19 protein-coding genes and 1 pseudogene are annotated in these 18,801 nt (G+C 41.2%); 14 read left to right on the top strand and 6 right to left on the bottom strand.

Annotation, left to right across the window (positions count from 1 at the left end; genetic code table 11):
* Positions 1–410 precede the first annotated feature (410 nt).
* The 3 genes from G1O98_RS04710 to G1O98_RS40590 form a co-directional block, all read right to left on the bottom strand.
* The gene (locus tag G1O98_RS04710) at positions 411–902 is read right to left on the bottom strand and encodes an orange carotenoid protein N-terminal domain-containing protein (protein ID WP_163927512.1); all 492 of its coding nucleotides are present in this window, start codon (positions 900–902) and stop codon (positions 411–413) included.
* A 514-nt stretch (positions 903–1,416) separates the two neighbouring features.
* Positions 1,417–1,815: a DUF6335 family protein gene (locus G1O98_RS04705; protein WP_163927511.1), complete on the bottom strand. Its 399-nt coding sequence runs from the start codon at positions 1,813–1,815 to the stop codon at positions 1,417–1,419.
* Positions 1,816–1,930: 115 nt separating this feature from the next.
* Positions 1,931–2,053 (bottom strand): hypothetical protein, encoded by a 123-nt coding sequence (locus G1O98_RS40590; protein ID WP_275941761.1) that lies wholly within the window; start codon positions 2,051–2,053, stop codon positions 1,931–1,933.
* A gap of 124 nt (positions 2,054–2,177) precedes the next feature.
* Between G1O98_RS40590 and G1O98_RS04700 the strand changes: the two genes are divergently transcribed.
* From G1O98_RS04700 to G1O98_RS04670, 7 genes and pseudogenes are all read left to right on the top strand, one after another.
* Positions 2,178–2,579, top strand: a complete 402-nt coding sequence (locus G1O98_RS04700) for a DUF2267 domain-containing protein (RefSeq protein WP_163927510.1) — start codon at positions 2,178–2,180, stop codon at positions 2,577–2,579.
* Between the two features lie 105 nt (positions 2,580–2,684).
* On the top strand, positions 2,685–3,782 hold the full coding sequence (locus G1O98_RS04695) for a DJ-1/PfpI/YhbO family deglycase/protease (protein ID WP_163927509.1): 1,098 nt from the start codon (positions 2,685–2,687) through the stop codon (positions 3,780–3,782).
* 108 nt (positions 3,783–3,890) lie between these two features.
* Positions 3,891–4,589: an SRPBCC family protein gene (locus G1O98_RS04690; RefSeq protein WP_163927508.1), complete on the top strand. Its 699-nt coding sequence runs from the start codon at positions 3,891–3,893 to the stop codon at positions 4,587–4,589.
* A 328-nt stretch (positions 4,590–4,917) separates the two neighbouring features.
* On the top strand, positions 4,918–5,349 hold the full coding sequence (locus tag G1O98_RS04685; RefSeq protein WP_243458341.1) for a hypothetical protein: 432 nt from the start codon (positions 4,918–4,920) through the stop codon (positions 5,347–5,349).
* A gap of 163 nt (positions 5,350–5,512) precedes the next feature.
* Positions 5,513–6,682: a zinc-dependent alcohol dehydrogenase gene (locus G1O98_RS04680; protein WP_163927507.1), complete on the top strand. Its 1,170-nt coding sequence runs from the start codon at positions 5,513–5,515 to the stop codon at positions 6,680–6,682.
* A 7-nt stretch (positions 6,683–6,689) separates the two neighbouring features.
* Complete coding sequence (locus tag G1O98_RS04675) at positions 6,690–7,031, top strand: cupin domain-containing protein (RefSeq protein WP_163927506.1); 342 nt, start codon at positions 6,690–6,692, stop codon at positions 7,029–7,031.
* Between the two features lie 320 nt (positions 7,032–7,351).
* Positions 7,352–7,555, top strand: a pseudogene (locus G1O98_RS04670) (NADPH-quinone oxidoreductase); the annotation flags it as partial.
* 426 nt (positions 7,556–7,981) lie between these two features.
* Here the strand turns inward: G1O98_RS04670 and G1O98_RS04665 are convergent.
* Entirely contained in the window at positions 7,982–9,217 is a 1,236-nt protein-coding gene (locus G1O98_RS04665; RefSeq protein ID WP_163927505.1) for a methionine gamma-lyase family protein, read from the bottom strand.
* Between the two features lie 90 nt (positions 9,218–9,307).
* Between G1O98_RS04665 and G1O98_RS04660 the strand changes: the two genes are divergently transcribed.
* The 6 genes from G1O98_RS04660 to G1O98_RS04635 all read left to right on the top strand — a co-directional run bounded on the left by G1O98_RS04660 (position 9,308) and on the right by G1O98_RS04635 (position 15,961).
* A complete protein-coding gene (locus G1O98_RS04660) occupies positions 9,308–10,129 on the top strand; it encodes an acyl-CoA desaturase (protein WP_114084324.1) in 822 nt (273 codons plus the stop codon).
* A gap of 342 nt (positions 10,130–10,471) precedes the next feature.
* Positions 10,472–11,524 (top strand): fatty acid desaturase, encoded by a 1,053-nt coding sequence (locus G1O98_RS04655; RefSeq protein WP_163927504.1) that lies wholly within the window; start codon positions 10,472–10,474, stop codon positions 11,522–11,524.
* A 197-nt stretch (positions 11,525–11,721) separates the two neighbouring features.
* Positions 11,722–12,801 carry a fatty acid desaturase gene (locus G1O98_RS04650; RefSeq protein ID WP_163927503.1) on the top strand — a complete coding sequence of 360 codons (1,080 nt, stop codon included), beginning with the start codon at positions 11,722–11,724 and terminating at the stop codon, positions 12,799–12,801.
* Between the two features lie 579 nt (positions 12,802–13,380).
* On the top strand, positions 13,381–14,076 hold the full coding sequence (locus G1O98_RS04645; protein ID WP_163927502.1) for an NYN domain-containing protein: 696 nt from the start codon (positions 13,381–13,383) through the stop codon (positions 14,074–14,076).
* An 80-nt stretch (positions 14,077–14,156) separates the two neighbouring features.
* Positions 14,157–14,867, top strand: a complete 711-nt coding sequence (locus G1O98_RS04640; RefSeq protein WP_163927501.1) for a response regulator transcription factor — start codon at positions 14,157–14,159, stop codon at positions 14,865–14,867.
* Between the two features lie 5 nt (positions 14,868–14,872).
* Complete coding sequence (locus G1O98_RS04635) at positions 14,873–15,961, top strand: HAMP domain-containing sensor histidine kinase (RefSeq protein WP_163927500.1); 1,089 nt, start codon at positions 14,873–14,875, stop codon at positions 15,959–15,961.
* Between the two features lie 298 nt (positions 15,962–16,259).
* Here the strand turns inward: G1O98_RS04635 and G1O98_RS04630 are convergent, their stop codons facing one another.
* Positions 16,260–16,874, bottom strand: a complete 615-nt coding sequence (locus G1O98_RS04630) for an O-methyltransferase (protein WP_345940524.1) — start codon at positions 16,872–16,874, stop codon at positions 16,260–16,262.
* Positions 16,875–17,840: 966 nt separating this feature from the next.
* On the opposite strand from G1O98_RS04630, the gene G1O98_RS04625 reads away from it, so the two are divergent.
* Positions 17,841–18,035: a hypothetical protein gene (locus G1O98_RS04625; protein ID WP_012412449.1), complete on the top strand. Its 195-nt coding sequence runs from the start codon at positions 17,841–17,843 to the stop codon at positions 18,033–18,035.
* Positions 18,036–18,054: 19 nt separating this feature from the next.
* On the opposite strand, the gene G1O98_RS04620 is transcribed toward G1O98_RS04625, so the two are convergent.
* Positions 18,055–18,753: a LapA family protein gene (locus tag G1O98_RS04620; RefSeq protein WP_163927498.1), complete on the bottom strand. Its 699-nt coding sequence runs from the start codon at positions 18,751–18,753 to the stop codon at positions 18,055–18,057.
* Between the last annotated feature and the right edge of the window lie 48 nt (positions 18,754–18,801).

Genomic DNA, 18,801 nt, shown 5'->3' with positions numbered 1-18,801 from the left:
GCATTTAATTTGAGATAAAAAACTATAAAAAGATAGAGCTTAATATAAAAAAAGCATATTTAAACCAACCAAAAGACAGATTAATTCAAATATAATTACTTTTAATATATTGAGTACAAAACAAAGGGCGTTAGGACTGTAGGGTGCAACTGACCTCATGAAATAAATGCTCACAGGGTAAGAGTTTTATTTTTACTCTGTGTTTATTTATCAAGAAAAAATGAAACCACCAGTCATCAAAATTTAAATTTATATTAAGCGACTGGCGGATATAAAAAACTTTAAGAAGAGAGGTATAGATAGATGCTTATACAGGACTTTGCAAGTAAATAAACTTGCTATAACAACCATCTTATCCTCATTTAGAGGCTAAATAGATAACCTCAAGCAGCCTAAAAAGTTAAAAAGTGCTAAATTTCAGCACCTGCTTTTGCTTCAGCACCCATTGGCGACACATAATCACGGAAAAGAGTGATCTGTTGCTCAAAGCCTAATCCTTGAATTCTACCAAACAACGCTTTAGATTCTGAGGGTAGTTGATAATCAGACGGTACAGGAATGATAGTACCATTGTCGATACCTTGAGATAATCGATACCAAAATAGTAGCTTGGTAGTATCACCCAAAGAACCATATTCACGAGAAATTTGGGTATCTACTTTATTAATCAAGTCACGCTGAACTTGTAATTGTTGTTCGTGAGATAATTCCTTAACTTGATTAAACAAACCTTCCGCGATTTCTGGAGAAACAGTACTGGCCCCAGGAGCAGCTGGTGTAATTGAGCCACCCATTTCTTTGTAAATGAACCAAAACAAAGCCAGTTGTTGATCCACATCCAACTTTTGCCAAGCTTGAACATGTTCCCGAATAGTTGGATCGCTAGTTTGTGTGTATGTCATTATGAACTCCAATTGCAATTTATTCAGTGCTGTTAGTAAAGGTATCAAATATACATTTAACGTTTTACCCTACTGAAGACATAGGTATTAAAATCAGAAAGAAGAATAATTATAAACAAAACATAAATCGGGGAAAGTATAGTCTCACTTTAGAAAGAAGAATTAAACTTAGATGTAAATGCAATATAAAACTCATATTTGATCTCTGAAAACATTCAATCCAACTCAAATAAACTTCTTGCCCATTGCCTCATAAGCAAATAATTATGTTTACGCCACGTTGCGCGAACAGAAATCAAAGCGGATTGCTATATCAAAAGCTAAAATAATGCTGAGGAAAGGCAAAGTAAAAACTTGGCAATTTCAATGCTGCCAAATTGAGAGACTTTCAGGAAATATTTCGATAGATAGATGATTAGTTTTGTTGTGACAGTGCTTTTCTAAGCACTGCCCAATTTAGCCACATCAAATTTGTGAATTCACAGTAGGAATACGGCTTCTGGTTTTATTAAGCTTATTCTCCCCGCTCTTGATAATCTTCAGAAGACTTTGGATCTAACTCCCAGCGATCGCCATCACGATCCTCTAAAATATCATTGGTATGCAGAAACTCAGAATCAGCCATTTCTAGCCCTACTGCCGCTTCTAGCTCCTCAGTTACATTTTTATCAGGAGTTGCAGTGCTACCACCAACAGCTTCATCCCCAACTGCATCTGCATCTTGCCAATAAGCATCAACATCCCCACCAGTGAGTTCAGGACTAGTTTCTGTATACTCACGTCTTTCTTCTCTAATTGAGCGCCCACCAATATTGTATCCTGGCAACTCTTTCACACCAGTACCATAGGATTCGGTAATTTCCTGTGGCAAATCATTGGTTTGAATTTCGTCATTATGATTTTTTTCTGCCATGATACTAGCCTTTTTTCTGCATTCTCACAATAACGTTTTCCTGTCACGAAGTTATCTTACTAGAGATGTATAGCTTTAGAAATAAAAGAATCTATCCCCTTAGTACGAAGCTAAACTAGCGATCGCACCATACCATTGGAATTATGAAATCATGGTCAAGCAACTTGTAGTTGAAGTTTTTAGCTATGAGTGAAAATTTGTCAAACCGAAATAATTCAGTAGCCCAATTTTCACTCATAACTATTTTTTTATTAATTAGGAAAAATCAGAAGTTGTTCCATTTTAATTTTAGACTAATGCTTTTAACTACCTGAATGCTAAATAAGAAAACATTCAAGAATTTTGGGAAGCGGAGGTAGACAGTGGAATACAACGAATTCATTACACATGTACAAAGCCTTGCCCAATCAGATTCTCGTGAAGAAGCAGAACGTGCTACCCGTGCCACACTAGAAACTCTCAAAGAACGGATAGCAGGTGATGACGCGGAAGAAATAGCTAAAAATTTGCCTCCACAACTAGGCAATTATTTGCGAGGCAGAGAAGGAGATAGTGTTCAATCCTTTAACTTGCAGGAATTTATCGCTCGTGCAAGCCAAAAAGAAAACATCGAACCAACAACTGCTGCAATTCATGTTCGGGCTGTATTTGCTGTATTGCAAAATGCTATTAGCCCAGAAAAATTTGCTGCACTTCACGCCTATTTCTCTCACGATTATGAAGAACTATTTGCTATTTCATCAACAGGTGAAGTAACTGCATAATAGGCAATCAAAAAAAATCAAGTTCACAATTCAGGATTTTCAACTTTCCTAATTGATCAATATTGTAGCTAGTTAAATACTAGAAAGAAACAGGTAATAATATCTATGACTGACCATAACAATCATTCCGGGAAGAAAAAAGTTGCTATCCTTATTGAACAGGCAGTAGAGGATGCAGAATTTACAGTTCCTTATAACGGACTAAAACAAGCTGGAATAGAGGTAGTAGTCCTTGGTTCCAGAATGAATGAAAAATATAAGGGTAAACGCGGCAAACTTAGTATCCAAGCTGATGGTACTACAACAGAAGCGATCGCAGCCCAATTCGATGCGGTGATAATTCCTGGTGGGATGGCTCCCGACAGAATGCGGCGCAACATCAACACAGTACGCTTTGTCCAAGAAGCTATACAACAAGGAAAACTAGTCGCTGCGGTTTGCCACGGGCCACAAGTTTTAATTGAAAGCGACTTGCTCAAAGGTAAACAAGCCACTGGTTTTATTGCTATTGCCAAGGACATGATTAACGCTGGCGCAAATTATCTAGATGAGCCGGTGGTAGTTGACGGGAATTTGATTACATCTCGTGAACCTGGAGACTTGCCGATTTTTACCACAGCTATTTTGAGCCGTTTGGGTTATGGTGGCAAAGATGCTGCACTACCAAATGAGAAAGACACAAGTGCTGAATGGTGGAAGCTAGCTGATGCTTGGGGTGGCTCAACTAAAGGTGATATCACCAGAGGTTTAAATAATGCCCTTGCTGGTGAGCGTTATTCGCTAGAAGCATTTGAGAAATATTTGGAAAAAGAATCAGATAGGGAAGTCAACTCAGTCTTTGAAGAAATAATTGCAAATAAACAGCGCCATATTCAAAAGCTAGAAACTTATATTCATCATCTGGGCGAAAAACCCTCTTTGGGAGCAAATATTGCTAATCAGTATGCCAAGGTAAAAACTGCCTTTACAGGAAGTGATGACATATATCAGTTACGTTCTGCTTTAGGTGATGTCCAAACTGGTATCGGCGATATTGGCAATTTGTCTGCAATGTTCACTGACCCAGTAGCAACTGCTATTTTCAAAGAAATTTATCACGATTTATTGAAATACGAACAGCGATTAGTAGACCTGTATCGGGCGCGGATAGGTAATCAGATTCAGGCTCCTAAGCCGACTACAGGCGCGGCAGTGTCAATGTAAGTTTTTTGAACTTAGACGGCTATCGCAGAGGCGCAAATAACACAGAGATAGGAACAAGAGGATATTTGCGCCTCTATAGATAATTACTGTGATGGAGATATAAAACAAGTGACTTCAACATCAGGTGATAAATTAAGTACCAGCCAGACTGAAGCTAGTGAAGTAGAGCGTTGGGCATCTCTTATCGGTGGTGGTGCTATGGTGCTGATGGGTTTAAGGCAAGGTTCATTGCGGGGAGCGCTGACGGCTTTAGCCGGTGGCGGTTTGATTTATCAAGGTGCAACCAAGCAAAGCACAATTCAGCAAGCACAAGAAGCAATTGGTATCAACCAACCCATCAAAGTTGAAAAGACGGTAACAATTAACAAATCGGCAGAAGAATTGTATAGCTTTTGGCACAACTTTGAGAATCTGCCCACATTTATGAAGCATCTCAAATCTGTCAATGTGTACAACCAAAAACGTTCTCACTGGATTGCCAATGCACCTTTGGGTAAGAGCGTGGAATGGGATGCAGATATTCTCGAAGATCGGGAAAATGAATTTATTTCTTGGGCTTCTGTAGAAGGTGCAGACGTTGATAATTCTGGTTTTGTTCGCTTCAAAAAAGCACCAGGCGATCGCGGCACGGAAGTTAAGGTTGTTTTGGAATATAATCCACCCGGTGGAGCATTGGGAGCTACCGTAGCTAAACTTTTTGGTGAAGAACCAGAACAACAAATTGGTGATGAATTGCGCCGCTTCAAGATGCTAATGGAAACAGGCGAAATCGCCACCACCGAAGGTCAACCTTCTGGACACAAGTAGTTCAGTTAGTTGTCATTTGCCTAAGCGAATCACTAATGATTAATGACTATGAAAAGTCTGCTGGAACGATGGTAATGATGTAGGGGTAGAGACATGATTAGTGCCTACATAATGGGAGCCGAAAAAGCAATCGCTTTCCCTAACGCCTGAAAATGATGGCGAAAAAGTTTGCCAACCAAAAAGTTAATACTGGCAAAGCGTTGAAAGAGATAACTGGTGGTCGTAATCTTAGAATAAACACCCTATGTCCATCATATTTTTCAACAAAAAAAGGATAACTACATCAAAGTTGTTCTTAAAGCTGAATGCTGAATAGTTATTCAGTCTTTTGAATTATCCACCTAACATAATGCAATTGAGGTTTTTTATGAGTCGAGTAATTTCAGCGCTACGAAATATTCGTATTTCCCAAATTTTTGTAGTTTTTCTGGTAGGATTTATGTTTTTATTGGGTCAGGCTTTTAGCTACGTTAATGTAGCACAAGCTGATACTGTTAAAACTCCAGAGGGTATTTATTACAAAGGAACACCTGATGAAGGTGAAATTAGAAATGATACCCAATCAAGAAACGATACCCAAATAAGAAACGCTCAAAATCCATTAAAAAGCGCTGCTGATAATATCCGGGAAAAGTTAAACTTGGATGAGGAAACTCCAAGAGCCACAAAAGAGTTTTTTGATCCTGCAAAAAACCAAGCCGGAGATAAAGAAGGTTATTACCAAAATCCTGCTAGCAAACAACTAAGAGATAGAAGCTAGATTGGTAACAAATTTTGAGTCTAATTGTTTGACTCATATATTGCCGCATAAGCTTTGATCTGTTACCGAGACGCGATGATGATCGCGTCTCCCAATCGGTTAATCTGACGTGTTTTATCTTGATATTAACGTGACAGAAATTATCACTAAGGACTAAATAATTATGAAGGCAGTTTGCTGGCATGGAGTAAACGATGTGCGGGTGGAAACAGTTCCCGACCCCAAAATTCTTAACCCACGCGATGCCATTATTAAAATTACATCTACGGCAATTTGTGGTTCTGATTTGCATCTTTACAACGGCTACATCCCCACAATGGAAAAGGGCGATATCCTTGGTCATGAATTCATGGGGGAAGTTGTAGAACTTGGAAGTGCAGTTAAAAATGTGAACATAGGCGATCGCGTGGTTGTTCCTTTCACTATCTCCTGCGGTAACTGCTTTTTTTGCAATCGGGATTTATCATCACTATGCGACAACTCTAACCCCAACGCTTGGATGGTAGAAAAGCAAATGGGGCATTCACCATCAGGTCTATTTGGCTACTCTCATTTATTCGGCGGTTATGCAGGTGGTCAAGCAGAGTATGCACGAGTGCCATTTGCAGACGTGGGTTTGTTTAAAATTCCTGATGGTTTGACGGATGAGCAAGTGCTATTTTTAACAGATATATTCCCCACTGGGTATATGGCTGCTGAAAACTGCAACATTCAACCCGGTGATATTGTCGCTATTTGGGGTTGTGGCCCAGTCGGACAATTTGCTATTCAAAGCGCATATCTTCTTGGTGCAGAACGTGTGATTGCCATTGACCGCGTTCCCGAACGTCTACAAATGGCTAAAGAATATGGTAAAGCTGAAATCCTTAACTACGAAGAAGTGGATGTTGGCGAAGCACTCAATGAAATGACTGGGGGTCGTGGCCCTGACGCTTGCATTGATGCAGTGGGAATGGAAGCACACGGTACAGATTTCATGGCGTTATACGACCAAGTAAAGCAAGCAGTACGTCTAGAAACAGACCGTCCAACGGCATTACGGCAAGTAATTGTGTCTTGTCGTAAGGGTGGTCATGTATCAATTCCAGGGGTTTATGGTGGCTTTGTAGATAAAGTGCCGTTGGGTGCTGCCATGAATAAGGGTCTAACTTTAAAAATGGGACAAACCCATGTCCATAAGTATTTACGACCCTTGCTAGAACACGTTCAAAATGGTGAAATCGATCCAACCTTTGTCATCACCCACCGATTACCTCTAGAACAAGCGCCCCACGGCTACGAAATTTTTAAAGACAAGAAAGATAACTGCATCAAAGTTGTACTCAAACCCTAAGGTGATTATGAGCGACACCAGCGTTAAAAAAATAGATTCTACCCATTCCCCTAAAGGTAAACTCGGTCAGAAGTATCTTGCTTCTGGTAAATCTCTTTCGATGCGTCTTTGGGAAGACGAACAACCAAGCGAAGACAAAGAACCAAGTTCGCGCGACTATGAAACAGTTGGTTATGTAATTAATGGTCGGGCCGAATTGCACATTGAAGGGCAAATGATTTTGCTAGAGCCTGGGAGTTCTTGGGTTGTGCCCAAAGGAGCCAGGCACACATACAAAATCTTGGAACCATTCACGGCTGTTGAAGCAACGAGTCCACCGGCTCAAGTCCACGGACGAGATGAAAATTAAATTGGTTCGATTCGAGCGCACCTCTTTGATTGAGCGTACAAAAACTATCGCTGGCTAATCATTAGCATAGAGTTGCATTCACATCTGAATAAGACTTGATTCCCCCAATTCTCTTTGTAAGGAGAATTGGAGGGATTTTTGATGAACATACATCAGCTAGGTAGTACTCATTTGGTAGTTTGATAGATTAGGAACGTGAAAGTAGTAAGAGCGATGCTAGAAACGAAATCCTTATCTGTTGACTTCTCCAAAGAAAAGGAAGATGGGTATAAACGAATTTTTTGCAGTTGCCACTTCTTACCAGTTTGAGTGCAAATACATACGCTCGTGTAGAAAGTGGTAAAGGTGAATTGGGAATTTATCTAATTGGCGATGATCATGTCTTCCCCTGGCGATGGAAAATTCGTTCCGCCGATTTCAATAACTTGCAAGTATTACCCGAAATCTTACGTGGCGTGAAGGTTGCCGATCTTGTTGTAGTCTTGGGTAGTATCGATATTATCATGGGAACAGTAGATCGGTAGTATAACAAATGCGTAGGCGTAGCCAGCCGTAGGCATCGCCGAATTAACAAATGCGTTCGCCAAATCAACAAATGCGCTCGCCGAATTAACAAATGCGTTCGCCGAATTAACAAATGCGTTCGCCAAATCAACAAATGCGCTCGCCGAATTAACAAATGCGTTCGCCAAATCAACAAATGCATTCGCCAAATTAACAAATGCGATCGCCAAATCAACAAATGCGATCGCCAAATCAACAAATGCGATCGCCAAATCAACAAATGCGATCGCCAAATCAACAAATGCGTTCGCCAAAGTAGCAAATGCGTTCGCCAAAGTAACAAATGCGTTCGCCAAAGTAACAAATGCGTTCGCCAAATCAACAAATGCGATCGCCTTTGACTAATTTCTCAATAAACCTGATGCCTTGCGGAATATATGCTGTAATCAATCACCAGCATTTCCTATTGCATTAATCGCAGCCTCTAGTGCGATCGCTACATGAGTCCAATGAGTCCCACCCTGGCAATAAACCACATAAGGTTCACGCAAAGGCCCATCTGCTGATAATTCCAAAGTACTCCCTTCAATAAATGTTCCCCCAGCCATCACTACCTTGCTTTCATACCCCGGCATTTCATCTGGAATAGGATCTAAGTAAGAACCGATGGGAGAATGCTGTTGTATCGCTTTACAGAAAGCAATTAGCTTTTCGGCAGAACCAAGTTTAATCGCCTGAATCACATCACCCCGAGGAGCAAGGGGAGCGGGATTCACTGGATAACCAAGTTTGTCAAATACATAACCAGTCAGATAAGTCCCTTTCATCGCCTCTCCGACCATTTGCGGCGCTAGAAATAAGCCTTGGAATAACAAACGATTTTGGTCAAAAGTAGCACCGCCATAACTACCAATACCAGGAGCAGTGAGGCGACAGGCAGATGCTTCCACTAAGTCGGCGCGACCAGCGACATAACCGCCAGCGCTGACAATGGTGCCACCAGGATTTTTAATCAGTGACCCCGCCATTAAATCAGCACCTACGCCTGTAGGTTCCTTTGTTTCAATAAATTCGCCGTAGCAGTTATCCACAAAGCAAACAGTATTCGGATTCTGTTGTTTGACTAAGTGGACAATTTTTTCAATATCAGCAATTGATAAACTAGGTCGCCAAGAATAGCCACATGAGCGCTGAATTAACACTAAACGAGTGTTTTCAGCCACATTAGTACTTAAAGCTTGCCAATCTATAGTTCCTTCGGTGGTTAGCTCCAATTGGCGGTAATTTATGCCAAACTCGATAAGGGAGCCTTGACCTTTACCTCGTAAACCAATGACTTCTTCAAGCGTATCGTAGGGAGAACCGACCACTGCTAACATCTCATCTCCAGGACGGAGAACACCAAACAAAGCACAGGCGATCGCATGAGTTCCCGAAACGAACTGCACCCGCACGGCCGCAGCTTCAGCACCCATAACTTCGGCAAAAACTTTATCTAAAGTTTCTCGTCCTAAATCATCGTGACCATAGCCACTTACACCAGCAAAATGGTGTGCGCCCACACGGTGATTACGAAAAGCATCCAGCACTCGTTTTAGATTATGCTTGACCTGAGTGTCAATTCCAGAAAAAATTTCTAATAGTGCCTGTTCTGCTTGCCGCAGCTGTTCTAAGCTGTTCATCAGTTCCTCGTTCAAAAAAAATTAAATTATAGATATGCGGATTTTAAGATCGCACATACTAGGCGGGAAAATTCAAATTCAGGTTATCGCATGACAATTGCTACCTCAACCAAACCTAAAATTAACTGGGTTAATACCCTGTTTTTCATTGGACTGCACATCGGCGCTTTATTTGCTTTTGTTCCTGGTAACTTTAGCTGGACAGCAGTTGGTGTGGGTTTCTTGCTGTACTGGGTGACTGGCGGTTTAGGCGTTACTCTAGGATTTCACCGCCTTGTCACCCACCGCAGTTTTCAAACTCCCAAGTGGCTAGAGTATCTCCTGGTTTTTTTCGGGACACTCTCCTGTCAAGGAGGCCCAATTGAGTGGATCGGGACACATCGCATTCATCATTTAAACTCTGATACTGACACCGATCCCCATGATTCTAATAAAGGCTTCTGGTGGAGCCACATGGGTTGGCTGACTCATTATTGTCCAGCTCACGCTGATGTTCCTCGCTTCACCAAAGATATTGCAGAAGACCCAGTTTATCAGTTTTTAGAAAAATATTTCATTTTGATTCAGGTTGCTCTAGGTGTATTACTTTTGCTCCTAGGTGGCTGGCCTTTCGTTATCTGGGGAATTTTTGTTCGCATTGTCTGGGTTTATCACTGCACTTGGTTGGTGAACAGCGCTACTCATAAGTTTGGCTATCAGAGCTATGATTCTGGTGATAAATCGACTAATTGCTGGTGGGTAGCCGTACTAGTTTTCGGTGAAGGCTGGCATAATAACCATCATGCCTTTCAATACTCAGCTCGTCATGGGCTGGAATGGTGGGAAATCGATTTAACCTGGATGACTGTTCAATTGCTACAGGCGGTTGGTCTGGCTACTAATGTAAAGTTGGCCCCAGCAAAAAGTAGTTAGGAGTAGAGACGCGATTAATCGCGTCTCTACAGGAGTTAGGAATTACGTTCAATGTGAATCAGGCTTGAGAATTTTTATTTTGCCGTCGATTTCTCAAACCCCGATTTTGGGTAGACACAGAAATCCTTATGCCACAAGAAGCATTTCTAATTCACATCCGGCGTAAGTTGAGAATCTAAACTCCTAACTCATCACTCCTAACTACTAACTTTTCAAAAGTCTATTTACGGGTGCGCTTGTGTCTGTTAGGTTGCTATAATCCGAAGCGCTAATGTGAAGAATTTTTGCGGCAAGTTACTTTTTTGTGACTTGGTGTAGGAGTTTGTTGTTTTTCAGGTGTTCATGACTACATCAATAATTAACAGCCAAAAATTAAGTGACGAGCCTGGTAATTCCGACTTCCGGCTCAAAGATATTATCAAAACCCTGCCACGCGAATGTTTTCAGCAGAACCGTCGCAAAGCTTGGACACAAGTCATACTAAGTGTCTTAGCAGTTGCCTTGGGTTATTACAGCCTGATTATCACTCCTTGGTTTCTTTTGCCCCTAGCCTGGATTTTTACGGGCACTGCTTTAACAGGTTTTTTTGTAATTGGCCATGACTGTGGTCACAGGTCTTTTGCCAAACGTCGTTGGGTAAATGATTTGGTGGGGCATTTCTTCATGATGCCGTTAATTTACCCTTTTCACAGTTGGCGCATTAAGCATAATTATCACCATGCCCATACCAACAAGCTGGATGAGGACAACGCTTGGCATCCAATCAGACCAGAAGTGTTTGAAAATTGGGATACAACTAAGCAGTCTGCTTTTAAGCTGTTTATGCGTAAACGCCTCTGGTGGGTAGGTTCCATTGGACATTGGGCTGTAGTGCATTTTGATTGGCGGAACTTCAAAACGAAAGACCAATCCAGCATCAAGCTTTCTGTGGCTGTAGTAGTTGTGTTTGCTGCGATCGCTTTCCCGCTTTTGGTCGCCACAACTGGTATCTGGGGATTTGTCAAGTTTTGGCTAGTACCCTGGATGGTTTACCATTTTTGGATGAGTACTTTTACTATTGTTCACCATACTGCCGCAGATGTTCCTTTTGCGACACCAAACAAGTGGAATGAGGCTCTAGCACAGTTATCTGGCACTATTCATTGCGATTATCCGCGTTGGGTAGAAATTCTGTGCCACGATATCAATGTTCATGTACCTCATCATATTTCCACTGCTATCCCTTCTTATAATTTGCGGCTAGCTTACAGCAGCATCAAAGAAAATTGGGGGCCTTATCTCCATGATGAGTGTCAGTTTTCTTGGCCTTTAATGAAGCAGATTACAGACGAGTGTCAACTGTACACAACTGACGTTGGTTATAAGACTTTCAACGAATATTATACAGAGCAATAAATAGCCCTGTGATTACACTCACGCTCTTGAACCAACGAGAGCGTTTATCATGCTGTGTTTTAATAAAATCTGGCAATTGTTTACTGAATAAAATTTTAGATAAATTGCCAGAAATTATCCCTCCTGTGTGTTTGCGATCGCTAGTATCGTGGGCATTCTAATCAAAGTTCTAATTTATATCCAATCAAAAGAATCCAGTGCCATCAAACATCATCACGTTCAACAATCCTCTTGGCTCTGAAAAGTCTGAGGATACGACTAAATTACCTTTCACACTTGGGGATTTAAAAGCTGCAATTCCTGCTGAATGCTTTCAGCCCAATGTGAAAAAATCACTTTTTTACTTCTTTCGTGACATCCTGATTATCGGTCTGCTTTATGCAGTTGCTTCTTACCTGGATTCTTGGCTTTTCTTTCCGATTTTCTGGCTAATGCAAGGAACAATGTTTTGGGCTTTGTTTGTAGTCGGCCATGACTGCGGACACCAATCTTTTTCTAAGCATAAATGGCTCAATGATTTGATTGGACATCTTTCTCACACACCAATACTTGTTCCTTATCATGGTTGGCGGATTAGCCACAGAACCCATCACAAAAATACTGGTAATATCGATAACGATGAAAGCTGGTATCCAGTAAGCGAATCACAATATAAGGAGATGCCTTTAGCACAAAAAATAGGCAGATATTATGTTTTTCTATTGGCCTATCCTGTGTATTTGTTTAAGCGCTCTCCTAATAAAGAAGGCTCCCACTTTTTGCCCGGTAGTTCGCTTTTCAAACCATCGGAAAAATGGGATGTTATTACTAGCACTGTCCTTTTGATTGGGATGATAGGGTTTCTGGGTTTCCTCACCTACCAATGGGGTTGGATGTGGTTGCTGAAATATTACGCTGTCCCCTACCTTGTGTTTATAGTTTGGCTAGATTTAGTGACATTTTTGCACCACACTGAGCCAGAGCTTCCTTGGTATCGTGGAGAAGATTGGACTTTCCTGAAAGGTGCAATTTCTAGTATTGATCGTGATTATGGTTTGGTTAATCATATTCATCACGATATCGGTACTCATGTTGCTCATCATATATTCCTCAACATCCCTCACTACAATTTGTTGAAGGCAACTGAGGCAATCAAACCAGTGATGGGTGAGTATTTCCACAAATCGGAAGAACCAATTTGGAAGTCATTATGGAATTCATGTATCAGCTGTCATTTTGTACCTGATACTGGTAGTCAGGTTTACTACACATCTAATAATAAGTTGGCTAAGGACTAAAACTCAAATTCCCGACTTCTTTAAAGAAGTCGGGAATCTTGTATTGCCATCAGCCTTTTCTGACTATTTAAGCTTGAACATCCCCTCATTTAGATAAAAATTGTCTTTTAAAGATTATCCAAATACCTTAAAAACCTACCTTTTGAGGTGCGTTGGCGTAGCCCGCCGCAGGCATCGCATATTACATTATTAGTCTGCCAGTATTTGAGCGTCCTGAGATTGCGATAACTTTCAACTTCTTGCTGTAAGGTTATTAAAACTCAGAGTTAAAATAAAAATAGATAGATGATGTTTGCGGATTTTTGCCCTAACCTGGTAGTAAGATTTATTTTCTCCAAACTCTTGCTGTCTTGGTGGGTAAAGACTAACATATCTGTGGACAGAAGCAATATATTATCAAACTAACCCTAACAACACTGAAAAACCTTTGGATGTCTACTTTGAATCTGCTTCAGCACCATTTAACTTTATCTGCATGTAGTGATTTAAGACCATTACCTGCTAGGGTTATAAATTAGCACAGACTATACTATAGACAATTTACACAAAAATTTTCCATCTTTAAAATCAGAGGTATCAATGATTATAACTAATTTTAGCAAACAAAGAAATGAATTTAAGGAACCTAAAGTACTCAAAACTAAACCACATTGGCAAGGGCAAAATTTGAGCGATACTACGGTCAAAAGTAAAGAGCCTAAAATACAAGATACTACATCTGATAGTTCAATTGTCAATACCTTAAATCGTGGTCGAGTTGCTATTTTTATTGATGGCTTAAACCTATTTCATACAGCTTTACAACTCGGCATCGAAATTGATTACGTTAAATTGCTTTGTCATTTAACCAATGGTTCAAGACTGTTGCGGGCTTTCTTTTATACTGGGGTTGATAACAGCAATGAAAAGCAACAAGGTTTTTTATTGTGGATGCGTCGTAATGGCTATCGTGTAGTAGCTAAAGATATTATGCAACCAGCAGAGAATTTCAAAAAATCAAATTTGAACGTAGAAATTGCTGTAGATATGATAACTTTAGCTCCTTATTATGATACTGCTGTCTTAGTCAGTGGCGATGGGGACTTAGCTTATGCGGTGAACGCTGTCAGCAGAATGGGGGTTCGGGTGGAAGTGGTGAGTCTACAAAATACTACTAGTGAAAGCTTGATTGATGTTGCTGACTGCTTCATTGACCTAGATAGTATTAAAGCACACATTCAAAAAGATTCTAATCTTGGCTATAGTTATCGCACACCTTCAAATTCAAACCTTTAATCCACTCTGGCGGAAGTTTATCTATTTTGTAACAAGGGGATTTTACCCCTTGTTTGCTCTAAGTCTTGTGATTAATTGAAATGGATATTTTAATAGTTGAAGATGAGCCAGAAATTGCTCATTTAATCCAATTATCTTTAGAAAAAGAAGGATTTTTTTGTCGCATTAGTCGCGATGGGATAAATGCTTTACGAATGTTTCAGGAACAACCACCTGATTTAATCATTCTAGATTTAATGATTCCTGGTTTGGATGGGTTGGAAGTTTGCGCCAGAATTCGCCAGAAACCGGGTACAAAAGATCCTTACATTTTGATGCTCACAGCTAAGGTTGAGGAAATCGATCGCGTGATTGGTCTATCTACTGGCGCTGATGATTACATGGTTAAACCCTTTAGCCCTAGAGAGTTGGTAGCTAGGGTGCGGGCATTATTGCGGCGTAGCCTCCGCCAAGGGGGACAACATCAAGTCAATCGTACCCAACACTTTATCGTCGATGTAGACCAGCGCACTGCCAGCCGTCAGATGAATTCTCAGCAACCGGAAATTTTGGACTTAACTACCCTAGAATTTAATTTGCTAACCACTTTTGTTAGCAATCCTGGTCGAGTTTGGAATCGCACTCAACTAATTGATAAACTTTGGGGAGATAACTTTTTCGGCGATGAACGAGTGGTTGACACTCATGTAGCTAGGTTGCGAAAAAAGATTGAGCCTGATTCGGCAAGTCCTACTTTTATTAAAACTGTTGTGGGAGTGGGCTATAAATTTGAAGATCCTCCGGTAGCGTAAATGTTATGAAGATGGGGCTGAGAACGCGCCTATTTTTCTCCCACTTAGTAGTAATGATTGTGGGGGTAGCTAGTCTGGTGAGCATCAGCAAAATTTCTTCCCCCCGCTTGTTTATCTTGCATTTGGAAGGCTTAGAAAATCAGGGGTTTGACTTAATCGATATCCGTACTGAATTGGTTACAGGGTTTGAACTTGCTTGGCGGCGAAGCACTATTTGGTCAGTTTTAGTCGGCACTACGGCAGCTGGAGGATTGAGTTACTGGGTGTCCAGACGAATTATGCAGCGCTTGACGGAGATGGAACAAATCACCCAAAAATTTGCTGCTGGTCAGATGGATGCAAGACTACCTATGTCTGATATTCCAGAACTGAATGGACTGGGTGCTAGTTTCAATCGAATGGCAGCCAGTTTAGAAGGGGTGGAAGCGCGGCGGCGAGAGGTGATTGGAGACATGACCCATGAATTACGGACACCGTTAACAGTTGTGCGTGGTTACTTGGAAGAACTGGCTGATGGGGAAATTGAAGCGTCTCCTGAAATTTATCGGCGTTTAGCTAAAGAAACTAGGCGCTTAGAGCGGCTGGTGAACGATTTACAAGAATTGTCTAAGGCAGAAGCTGGTTATTTGCCAATTAATATCCAACGGGTAAATCTGCGTCCTTTATTAGAGTCGTTAGTGGAGAAATTCACTGATCAATTGTTGGAAGATGGGCCAGTTCTGCTCTTACAATGTCCATCTGTGCTACCTCTTGTATTGGCAGATATTGACCGTACAGAACAGGTGTTGGTTAATTTACTTGGTAATGCGGTGCGTTACACTAACGAAGGTTCAATTACCATTCGTGTTGGGACTGAAGCTTCTCAACTCTCGATTGCGGTAATAGATACAGGTATTGGTATCGCTCCAGAAAATTTGCCTCATGTATTTGAACGTTTCTGGCGAGCCGATCAATCGCGCGATCGCCATTCGGGAGGTACTGGTATTGGTTTAACTATTTCTTGTCGTTTGATTGAACTACAAGGCGGTCAGATTCAGGTAGAAAGCGAGTTGGGAGTTGGCAGTACGTTTCGGTTTTTTCTGCCTTTGGCTTAAGTTGAGCCAAAACCCTTGACATACAAGTCATCGACACAGGTTAGTCACGGCTGTGTCATACCCAATTGCTAAGTTGAAAGTATCTAACCAAAATCTTGTTTTTTGATGGGTATCGAGATTTTGGAATTATGTGGAATATAACGTTAATTGGGCATTTGGGTAGAACTCTATATGTCTACTTTTATTTTGGCTGCTTTTTTGGTTAGTCTACTAAGTGTTTCGGGTTACGCTGCGATCGCCTACCTGTTCCCTCAAAATCGTTCCCAAGACTGACCAAATAACAATATTTTGCTATTTTTCAGTTTACTATTGCGATCGCAAAGCCGTCGTATCCTTTGCTGCCCACGGTCTGGATTGCCGTAGCGCTGACGCGTGGCTCAGAGGCAAGCAATTCGTTGAAGCTACGCACACCCTGAACGCTAGGATCGCTGCTGGTAGCATCAATTACTGCTCCGTTACGCACGACATTATCGGCAACGATCAGGCTACCGGGACGGGAAAGCTTGAGTGCCCATTTGAAGTAATCGGAATTGTTTGGCTTGTCGGCATCAATAAAGATCAGGTCAAATGGACTGTTACTCTCCGCAGCAATCTGGGGGAGCGTAGAGAGTGCTTGTCCAAGGCGTAGGTCAACGATATTGGACAGACCAGCATAGGCAATGTTAGCGCGGGCGACTTTGGCGTGCTTTAGGTTAGCTTCCAGCGTAATCAGGCGGCCATCGCTGGGTAGTGCCCGTGCCAGCCAGATAGTACTGTAGCCACCCAGCGTGCCAATCTCCAGGATGGTTCGCGCCCGTTGAATTTGTGCTAACAGTAGCAGCAGCTTGCCCTGATTGGGCGAAACGTTGTGTGGTGGCAGTCCAGCCGCAGTACTGGTCTGGAGAGCCGCATCCAGCGCAGGGTCGGGCGGCACAAACAGATCGGTGAAGTAACTATCAACCACAGTCCATTGCTCTTGAATCATAGATTCTCACTTTTTACCCTATCTATAAAATCCTGCGCGATCTTCTCCCAAAGAGAGAGGCTTTGCCAACGCGGAGCGTCTTTCCCATGAGCAACTGCTAAAGGACACAAATAAAGAAATTTAGGCGCAGCCTCACAAACAAATAGTATCAATACCCGACTGGAGCAGACCCTAATCAGCCATTCATTAGCAGAGTATAGGAAAGAGAGGCTCCCTAATAGTGATTCTAATCAATTGCAATCCTTTCTCTACCGCTTCCTGAAAGCAGTAGGGTTTTGCTTTAATCCCTAATATAGATTTTGATCACTTGCAATTAGTAACACTTTTTACTTTAACTTTAATGATTTGAAAACCCGTTTTAATCCCTAAAGGGATTCTACTATGTTAGTTTTTAATCCTTAATTCTTTAAATGTTCTTTTATAACCACTTCTCTTTACTCTAAAGTCTATTTATTAATGTATTGAAAGTAACTTCGCAATAGATTAACAATTTTTCAGTGAATTTACCATCAAGAATCAACGATAAATTTCTCAAAAATGTAGTAATTTTCCTGATGTAACCTGGTAATTGCCGTATATAGATCGCTTTCCTTAATGAAAAAATTAACATAGCTTGTTTGAAACTTTATCCAAACAATTTCTGTCTATCTAAATAATCCGAATTTTCACTCTGGTGCATAATTTTAAGTATACAGAATACTGTGTTTTTAATAGCACAGTATGGTTAGTCTAAAAATCTAGTTATAACAAGCCCCACTCAATTAAATGTTTCTGGTAAAAGGTGTAAATAATGACTTGTATCCTGCGATCACCCAAAAAAGCTTTGTAAAGAAAGAAGTTTCGATACAAAAACTACTGCATATTTCACCCCAATAAGCCTGAATGAATAAATATAGGATGAATGAGGCGTCAACTATGAATCGAATTCGTGACGTTGTACAAAAAGCTTTAGCAACTGGCTATTTGACAGTGGAAGCTGAAAATCAACTACGACAACTGTTGACTACTCGGTATGACTTGGAAGATTTTAATGCTTTCATGGCTTTGCAGGAAGCTGCCATGACTGGTAAGGTCAAGCAGGAGTCTAGAGAGCGGTGTGGCATCAAGTAAAGACATAGCCTACTATGTCTTACCGACGGGAGCGTTTATCATCATCCTCAAAATCCTCATCATCATCAAAAAATTCCCAATCATCGTCATCCGCTTGATTAGTAGTGGGTGGCTGATAAGGGGGGATGATTACTCGGTAATCGGCATCATAAACGGATTCAGTTTTTCCCACAGCCGTATTTTTTGGCTCACGGTAGCTGTAGGAGTAAACTGAACCAGACTGAGAACTGCTTTTGGCTTCTGATTGACGTTCGTAGATTTTCGAGTCTCTAGCAGGTTGAGCTTGAGGATTAGGGGTAGGCGCTTCCTCGGACTTTTCATCAAAGTTCCAATCATCATCTCTACTGCCATTTGTCTCCCAATCATCAAATTCATCACTAGTAGGCTCTTCTTTTTTACTAGCTGGTGGTGGAGGAGTGGCACGAGATGTAGATTCTTCTCTTTGGGTTGCCTTTGCACGAGGCGAAGTTGTGCTTCGGCGGTCAGGAGTTTGGCGTTGTCCTGCCCCAAAATAATTGGATAAGTTAAATAAGGTAGCAATCAATATAGATGTGAAAGCACCTGCGGTAGTACTGAACAAAATCCATATCGCTAGTGGTAATGGTTGAGTTCGCACGCCCAAAAATACTAGCGATAGGACAGGCGACCAATTTTGAACTAACAACAGCGTTAGTCCTCCCAGTACCGCCACCAATAGAATTAAGCGAATTACAGCCATAGCAATTTTGTCAATAGTCAATTGTCAGTGGTTAGTTGTCAGTGGTCA

Source organism: Nostoc sp. UIC 10630 (assembly GCF_010747425.1).
GTDB lineage: Bacteria > Cyanobacteriota > Cyanobacteriia > Cyanobacteriales > Nostocaceae > Nostoc.
This window is presented reverse-complemented; position numbering and strand designations above follow the sequence as displayed.

Excerpts from the sequence above, each read along its gene's own strand:
- G1O98_RS04640 (WP_163927501.1), top strand. The coding sequence starts at position 14,157 with ATGGATATTTTAATAGTTGAAGATGAGCCAGAAATTGCTCATTTAATC.
- G1O98_RS04665 (WP_163927505.1), bottom strand. The coding sequence starts at position 9,217 with ATGAACAGCTTAGAACAGCTGCGGCAAGCAGAACAGGCACTATTAGAA.
- G1O98_RS04710 (WP_163927512.1), bottom strand. The coding sequence starts at position 902 with ATGACATACACACAAACTAGCGATCCAACTATTCGGGAACATGTTCAA.
- G1O98_RS04695 (WP_163927509.1), top strand. The coding sequence starts at position 2,685 with ATGACTGACCATAACAATCATTCCGGGAAGAAAAAAGTTGCTATCCTT.
- G1O98_RS04620 (WP_163927498.1), bottom strand. The coding sequence starts at position 18,753 with ATGGCTGTAATTCGCTTAATTCTATTGGTGGCGGTACTGGGAGGACTA.
- G1O98_RS04680 (WP_163927507.1), top strand. The coding sequence starts at position 5,513 with ATGAAGGCAGTTTGCTGGCATGGAGTAAACGATGTGCGGGTGGAAACA.
- G1O98_RS04655 (WP_163927504.1), top strand. The coding sequence starts at position 10,472 with ATGACTACATCAATAATTAACAGCCAAAAATTAAGTGACGAGCCTGGT.
- G1O98_RS04645 (WP_163927502.1), top strand. The coding sequence starts at position 13,381 with ATGATTATAACTAATTTTAGCAAACAAAGAAATGAATTTAAGGAACCT.
- G1O98_RS04675 (WP_163927506.1), top strand. The coding sequence starts at position 6,690 with ATGAGCGACACCAGCGTTAAAAAAATAGATTCTACCCATTCCCCTAAA.
- G1O98_RS04625 (WP_012412449.1), top strand. The coding sequence starts at position 17,841 with ATGAATCGAATTCGTGACGTTGTACAAAAAGCTTTAGCAACTGGCTAT.
- G1O98_RS40590 (WP_275941761.1), bottom strand. The coding sequence starts at position 2,053 with ATGAGTGAAAATTGGGCTACTGAATTATTTCGGTTTGACAAATTTTCA.
- G1O98_RS04660 (WP_114084324.1), top strand. The coding sequence starts at position 9,308 with ATGACAATTGCTACCTCAACCAAACCTAAAATTAACTGGGTTAATACC.
- G1O98_RS04705 (WP_163927511.1), bottom strand. The coding sequence starts at position 1,815 with ATGGCAGAAAAAAATCATAATGACGAAATTCAAACCAATGATTTGCCA.
- G1O98_RS04635 (WP_163927500.1), top strand. The coding sequence starts at position 14,873 with ATGAAGATGGGGCTGAGAACGCGCCTATTTTTCTCCCACTTAGTAGTA.